At 49.0% G+C, this 6647-nt stretch carries 8 protein-coding genes; 4 read left to right on the top strand and 4 right to left on the bottom strand.

Annotated elements, in window-relative coordinates; genetic code table 11:
* Positions 1 to 607: 607 nt before the first annotated feature.
* Positions 608 to 853: a hypothetical protein gene (locus AC5JMP_RS05070; RefSeq protein ID WP_495850351.1), complete on the bottom strand. Its 246-nt coding sequence runs from the start codon at positions 851 to 853 to the stop codon at positions 608 to 610.
* Between the two features lie 620 nt (positions 854 to 1473).
* Here AC5JMP_RS05070 and AC5JMP_RS05065 point away from each other — a divergent pair.
* Positions 1474 to 1662, top strand: coding sequence for a hypothetical protein (locus AC5JMP_RS05065; protein WP_495850350.1), 189 nt, complete (start codon positions 1474 to 1476; stop codon positions 1660 to 1662).
* A gap of 19 nt (positions 1663 to 1681) precedes the next feature.
* On the opposite strand, the gene AC5JMP_RS05060 is transcribed toward AC5JMP_RS05065, so the two are convergent.
* On the bottom strand, positions 1682 to 1873 hold the full coding sequence (locus AC5JMP_RS05060; protein ID WP_495850349.1) for a hypothetical protein: 192 nt from the start codon (positions 1871 to 1873) through the stop codon (positions 1682 to 1684).
* A gap of 455 nt (positions 1874 to 2328) precedes the next feature.
* Between AC5JMP_RS05060 and AC5JMP_RS05055 the strand changes: the two genes are divergently transcribed.
* The 3 genes from AC5JMP_RS05055 (at position 2329) to AC5JMP_RS05045 (ending at position 4207) form a co-directional block, all read left to right on the top strand.
* Complete coding sequence (locus tag AC5JMP_RS05055; RefSeq protein ID WP_495850348.1) at positions 2329 to 2460, top strand: hypothetical protein; 132 nt, start codon at positions 2329 to 2331, stop codon at positions 2458 to 2460.
* Positions 2461 to 2897: 437 nt separating this feature from the next.
* Positions 2898 to 3656 (top strand): PAS domain-containing protein, encoded by a 759-nt coding sequence (locus AC5JMP_RS05050; protein WP_495850347.1) that lies wholly within the window; start codon positions 2898 to 2900, stop codon positions 3654 to 3656.
* A 416-nt stretch (positions 3657 to 4072) separates the two neighbouring features.
* Positions 4073 to 4207, top strand: coding sequence for a hypothetical protein (locus AC5JMP_RS05045; protein WP_495850346.1), 135 nt, complete (start codon positions 4073 to 4075; stop codon positions 4205 to 4207).
* Positions 4208 to 4585: 378 nt separating this feature from the next.
* On the opposite strand, the gene AC5JMP_RS05040 is transcribed toward AC5JMP_RS05045, so the two are convergent.
* Both AC5JMP_RS05040 and AC5JMP_RS05035 read right to left on the bottom strand, forming a co-directional pair.
* Positions 4586 to 5233, bottom strand: a complete 648-nt coding sequence (locus AC5JMP_RS05040) for a GIY-YIG nuclease family protein (RefSeq protein ID WP_495850345.1) — start codon at positions 5231 to 5233, stop codon at positions 4586 to 4588.
* 86 nt (positions 5234 to 5319) lie between these two features.
* Complete coding sequence (locus tag AC5JMP_RS05035) at positions 5320 to 6522, bottom strand: hypothetical protein (protein ID WP_495850344.1); 1203 nt, start codon at positions 6520 to 6522, stop codon at positions 5320 to 5322.
* Positions 6523 to 6647 lie beyond the last annotated feature (125 nt).

Raw genomic sequence — 6647 nt, 5'->3', positions numbered from 1 at the left:
TTGCGTTGATGCTGCCTTTAAAGAGTGTCCTAACGTATGTGCGTAGCGCTATATTAGACAGAAAGTTTCCGCATATCCACCATAAATGAGGTGAATAGCCAGATGATTTCCGCATATCTTCTTAATTTAGGTGGATCGCAAGAATCTCTCCGTATATTACGCTGACCAAGCTGGATCGCAAGAACCTTTCCACATATTTTCAGGTTTTTGCAGCAGCTTCTAGCCAAGCCTTGTCGTAGGTGAAGTTTTCCCAGTTAAATTGCATTCTCACCCTTCCATCGCCGTGGCGGATTTAGTATGTCATGGCTGGTGCTTCAAAAATGATGCGATAAGCGTTTCACACTTCACTTGTAAATGCCCCTTACATCAAGGCTTTGAGCGCTTTGCTGGAGAGCGTTGCTCACAGAGAATTAGCCTAAGAATATCTCCTTGCCCTGTGGATGCTTTGTTGAACGAATTGATAACTCTGCGGTAGCGAGGATGGGGGGTGATGTGAATTTAGGGTAATCTGTAGCTGCTAGACCCCCTGAGAATCCTAGCTTTAGTTCATCAAGTCGTACCCTAAATAGGACTGTCAGCCAAGCGATCGCCCCCATGCTGTCATTGCTCATAGCTCGGTTGCACTCTTGGGCAATGCTTGGCAATAATGCCGCGTATTTACTGCTCTTAGTTCGTTATTACGCACCAGGTTCTCCTTCTGCAACTGCTCTACAAACCCGTTGCCTTCAATGTAAGCATTGCCCTCAATATCAAATGCAGCTTTGAGTCCTGATGTGTCTGCAAAGTCTTTCAGCTCCCTGGCGAGTTCTAAGAGAGTGCCGTAAATCTGAGGAGTAGGTACGTTTTGGCTCATGGGAGATACAAATATGGACAAATCAAGCCTATTCTAGCCTTCACCCTTCTATCCTCATGTACCCTAAATTGGCTCAGTTTTGAGCTTCACCTCAGCCCTAATCTCACTGGCAATAAGCTGACCACTCTGGATATCAGCCCATCCCTCGCCTTTACCTGCTGTGTCTCTCATGATGATTAGGATGACTATTCTGGTGAGCTAAGCTGACCTGCCATGGTTCAGTAGGGCTAAGAGCGAGGCGACTGAGAGATAGGTGCCGATTTTCTCCTGATTGGCCAAGCCTTTAGCAGTAACAAGGAATGGTAGATGCACCCTAAAACACCCTGATTTTCATTCTTCATAGACTGCCTATGCTAATCCGGACATTGACCTACAAATTAATAATGGATGTACCTTGTATCTACCCAAAGTGACCTTGACCGTACAGATTAATAGTGAACGCACCTTGTATCCGCCCAAAGTGGCCTAGTTAGCGGCACAGCCTTTCGCATTAGTGGAGGTCTATCATCCTAGCTATGCGCTATCAAGCAAGTCTCAAGGAGTTCGATACTCTTTTGATGGAAACGGAGTCGAGGTCATTGACCCAGACTCCGCTAGTGAAAACTAAGTGACCCTATTTTATGCCTAAACCTCCCGCCTTGCCCACGCTCAAACTTGCCCCGCTCTGGATATCGATTGTTCTAGTTCCCGGTCTACTCGGACTCGCATCCTTCGTTAACCGCTGTGGCTCAACGAAGATATCAATGAGTCCTGATGGCTGGACGGTAGAGTCCAGCGACTGCCCTGCTACCTGGCAAAGTCAGAAGTAGCTTTAGACCAGGCGATCGCTCATCCTGCTTGGGCGATCGCCAACTGTTCAGGTGACATCCCATACTTTGCACTAAACAGCTCCGTAACTCTGTCTATGCTGAGCCAGGGATTGCCGTTCCGTTGGGCTTCAAAGGCAATTAAGCGCTCTAGTTCGTCTTCGAGCTGTTGAAGCGATAAAGGCAAGGACAAAGCTTGAAGCGACTCAGCCATCGACCGATTGATCCTTAAAGTTGAGCGTATTGGTGATGATCTACAGTCATAGCGCTGAGCATTCCATAGGGCTTTGGGTGTGGCTTTCCTCACCGAGAAAACCCTGATCTGGGGCTGTATTTGTGGGTTGAAGTTCATCCCTGTAGGGACGGGATGGAGGGGAGGGGGTGCTTTGATTTAGGGTACTCTGTTATGGCTGTAGCCTTTGGTAATGCTGGCTTTTACCCATCAAGTTTTACCTTAAATAACGATCCCCAGTGAAGCATGAGGCATTGATCATCTTGGTCAACCAATGCAACATGAACCATAAGTTCAACTCAAAGGAGCGGATGACTAATTTGCTGAATTGATAGCCTATTCGCTCGAACGATCCACCAGAAATTGAAGAGGGGCTGAGCTTGAGTAAAGGAGCAAGTTCTGATTCTATCGAGAGATGTTTTAGGGGGTTGTAGAGCGTGGGATTGCTGATATCTAACTGTTCCATTAATCCTGAAACGGGTATTTTGGGAATAGCCCACCCCTCTCCCAATGCGATCGCTACCTTGGCAGAAGTAATTACGACTGACGCTGAAGCTGAAGCAGCATGACATGTCCTTGATATTCTCACCCTCACACCTCCAATTAAAGGCAAAAGACTTACTGCAAAGGGCTTTCAACGACGTCCCCTAATCAGGAGATGATCTAGGTTATACAAGTCTAAAGGCTGCTTTCTAGCGTTAATCATGTCAAACCAAGGACAGCACTCCCACCTATGAAGAAGAGAATATCAGCAGCTAGGAAGATCGTAGGAATCTATCTCCTGTTGGGATTTGCTTGGATCTTTTGCTCTGACTACTTACTGAGCTTTACCATCCCCAATGAGCCTGATGCTTTCAGGGTCTTTCAGACCTTGAAGGGCTGCTTCTATGTGATAGCGACGGCTGCAATGCTCTATCGGCTAATCAAACGAGAAATTAATACCACCCTCTCAGCAAATAGCAGGCTTAGAAGAACTCTCATCGAGCTAACAGAGAGCCAGAAAGCCTTGAAATCTAGCCAAGAGATGTTTGCAGCATTCATGAACAATAGCCCAGCAGCAGCTTGGATTACAGATGCTCAAGGCACGATGATCTATGTCAGTCCCAGCTATCTCAAGATGTTCTATGTTGCCAGTAGCTTGATAGGTCGTAGCATATTTGAGCTGTATCCCTCTGACATTGCTCAAGCCTACCTCGATAACATTCAATCAGTCGCTGCTAGTGGTGAAGTGCTTGAAGCCGTTGAACCCGGCATCCGCTTTGATGGAGAGCCAGGGCAGTTCTTAGTCTATAAGTTCCCCTTACCCCAGGCTGATGGCAGTGTGAATGTGGGTGGAGTGGCGATCGACATCACAGACCTTAAGGCTAGGGAAGAGGAATTCAGAGCACTGGCAGAGAACGCAACAGACATCATCACACGCTTTGATTCGAGATTAAGGCACCTCTACGTTAATCCTGCAATTACCAAAGCAACAGGCTTACTGCCACAGGCATTTATTGGCAAGACCAATGAGGATCTAGGAATGCCAGAGAAGCAGCTCATGCTGTGGAATATGGCGTTTAGCAAAGTGTTTATGACCGGGGAGCCACAGCAGGTAGAGTTCGAGTTCCCTACTCCTGAAGGGTTAAGGGATTATGAGGCACGATGCGTCCCTGAGTTTGCCCCTGATGGATCAGTTGCCTCAGCGTTGGTCATTGCGCGCGACGTTACCAGCCAGAAGCAGCTAGAGCGGGTGCTACGGCAGAGATTGACAGAGGCATCGTAAAAAGCTTTCCCTCACACCCCCATCCCCATTTATCGGGTAGAGCGTACTCATTATTAAGCTATAGTCCGGTTCCCGATGTGTAAGTTGAAATAGGCTCAATGGACGAGCAAAGACTGACGCACATCGAAACGGCGTACCTTTTCACTCTGAGCAGTGGTCATTACTTTAGAGTGCCCACTGCTAAACTTGTGATCCTCATACTCCTTAGCTGCAAAACGACTGCAACCCTGTGGGCGCTACTGTAGGGATGGATTGCACAACGTTCACTACTGGTCTAAATCTCAACTCGCCTTCTATGAATTCATAGAGCCTTTAAGAAAATCGCCTCGCATGAGCAAGGGCGATTGCCCTTTCCTAAAAAAAGCCCTCAGAGTTTCGTTACTCCGAGGGCTTTGTGGTGTCGTGATCAGGCTGCTGTGCCTGTACTCTCTCAGACTACTCGTACTTGGGCGATCGCTCCAATGAGGAGCATGGATAGCCGTCGAGCGACTTTTGCCAGTACTTTTCCAGGCAAGAGCAAACGAGCCGGAACACCACGCCTTTTGCTCTGAGCTGAGCTTCAGCGAGGGAGTCACTTCAGAGATTGATAGTGCCAAGCTACCTGTGTGAGAATCATCACTAGATGCGAGGAACTGCATCTTTCCTCTGGCAAGTGCTTGGGATACCTCGAAGCGAGGGAGAGACGGTTAGTTTATACGAGCTGATCGGGTTCGCATTGTTCCGTTGCAAAGGCAGATGTAAGACGGCTAGGAGGGATAGTAGCTTCCCTCGGTTCTTCCTTTGCAATCGGCAATGTTGACTACAGCTTGAACCTTTCTCTATTTGAGAACCCTGGAAGATTCACCCTGCGCTATTCATCTCATACAAAGCTCTCTCTTTTGCCTCACTATTGTTCAAAGTCGTGACAGCTTCATCAAAAGCAATCGTCGCTATTCTTCAACGGGATGCCCTAGCGCTTTCAGTTGGGCTTTCAGAATGGCATTCTCTTCCTTCAATGCTCCCAACCCTTTGAAGCGATCGATCTCCCCAAAACTGATGGCATTGAGATCTAAAAACTGGGCAATGGCAAGCTCCAACACTTGGGCATCAGTCAACCCATAGGTATCTGCGTGATCTTCTAATGCGTCAACAACGGCATCAGGTAAAGACCTTAATATCTCTGATAAGCGTCCAGCACTAGAGGGTTGGAGTTGCTGCATGGCTGCCACCTCACTGATGGGGATACGTCTGTTATAGCTCGGTTGAGCCGCAAAGATCAGCCCCTTCTCAATGATGAGTAGAGCGTCCAGATAACGGGCAGTGACGGGAACAGTGACCACACGGGCACTTTGGGCACTCCGTCCGTCTAGAAACATTTGATTGAGCGTTTGATGTCCATTTTGAAAGCGAGTCCGAAAGGCAGAGGCTTTTCCGATGTAAAGAATCTCGTTTTCTGCTGACTTCAGGGCGTAAATACCCGCGTGAAAAGTCAGGTTCTTGTATCCTTTTTCCAACGGCAAACAGTCTTCAAACCGAGTATCCTGAACGACTTTCAAGATGCGGGAGATTTCCTTCTTGACCCGCTCAGTACTTGGCATTCTCTTACGACCCTCCTTCAAGCATTGCTTCCACTGTCTCGGCGACACGAGCAGTCTACCTGCTACCCAACACAGCTTAATGGCAGTTAGCCTAGATCGATCGGATCAAGTTCAGCAAACGCCACCCACCAATCCTGCCCCAACCCTGACTCCTGACGAACTTTGACCTGAAGGCCCTCCACAGCTTCCACCATCCAATCCCCCACTTTCCCTATCCACCGGACGATCGCCCCACTCACCAAGCCCAGCGTTTCCATCACCCGCGACCGCACCTCATCCGACATCTGCCTCAGCACCGCAGAACGCTGCGGTAAATCCCAGGCCATCCAGAGCGATCGCACTAGCTCCTCTTCTTGGCACTCCACAGCCTGAGTCAGAATATCTAACCCATCAACTAGCTCCTCTGAAAGCAATTCACTCTCCGTAGTCACGCCCCCCCCTTTATTTATATATTCAGCAAAAGGCACCCCTGTGACTACCGACTCCACAGAAGGCTCAAAGCCCTGCTGAGCCTTCGCTTGCCGCTTTGATTGTCGATATTCCAAAACCTCTTGCGCGATCGCCCAGACTTCTGAATCAAACCGATAAACACGCACCTGGTCGCCTCTCGATCCTTCCCGGCGATCGCACAGCAGCTGCAAGCCGATTTGTTCTAAGAGCTGCTGCAAGATTTGGATGGGGGTGGCATTGCGACGGATAGTGATGCCTAAAAAATCCTTGATGATTAAAGCATGACGTTGCGCTTGCCTTTGCAGCTCCAGCAAGTCCAAGTCATCATTGCGAAACTCCCGCTCAAGCTGAAGAAACGAGTGGAGTCCCAGCTCCCGGCGCAGTGACCAAGCCACAGAGTCATTGCGCCAGTCAAGAGCATGAAACTTCTCTCGCTCCGCCTGGTCTTTAGCGGCTAGTATTGCTGGCGGAAAATGGATACGTTTGCCATTGAGAGTAGTGACTTCAGAGGGTGCTTCTAAGAGCGCTTCTAACAAGGTAATCTGACGAATGGTTCGCCCCCCTTGATCGCGTTCAATCAGCTCCGGATCGATCGCCTTTCCCCAAGAGGTTTCAATGCGATAACGCTCCAGCTTGTAATAGTCCTGCAACGTCGGACGTTCCTTGGACTCTAGGCGACGAGCCTCAGTTGCTGAGATAGTTTCAGCGTTACAAATGCCTTGGCTGCGAGCCTGTTGATTGATGTCACGAGCTGCCTTCAGTTCCGCCTTGGTTTCTCCATCGATCTCTTCACCCAATGCCATCAGAGAATGCCCTTGTGCCTCAATTAGATAGCGCACATCACCACGCAGATTATTGAGCGACTCATTCCGCCGCGCTTGAATAGCAGCCCAAGCCTGCCAAGCAAAACAGCAATTCCAAATTCAAAAACGCTAGGAGGAGTTAGCCGTTTGGGTGGGTGGAG

It is taken from the genome of Drouetiella sp. (genome assembly GCF_059504425.1).
This window is presented reverse-complemented; position numbering and strand designations above follow the sequence as displayed.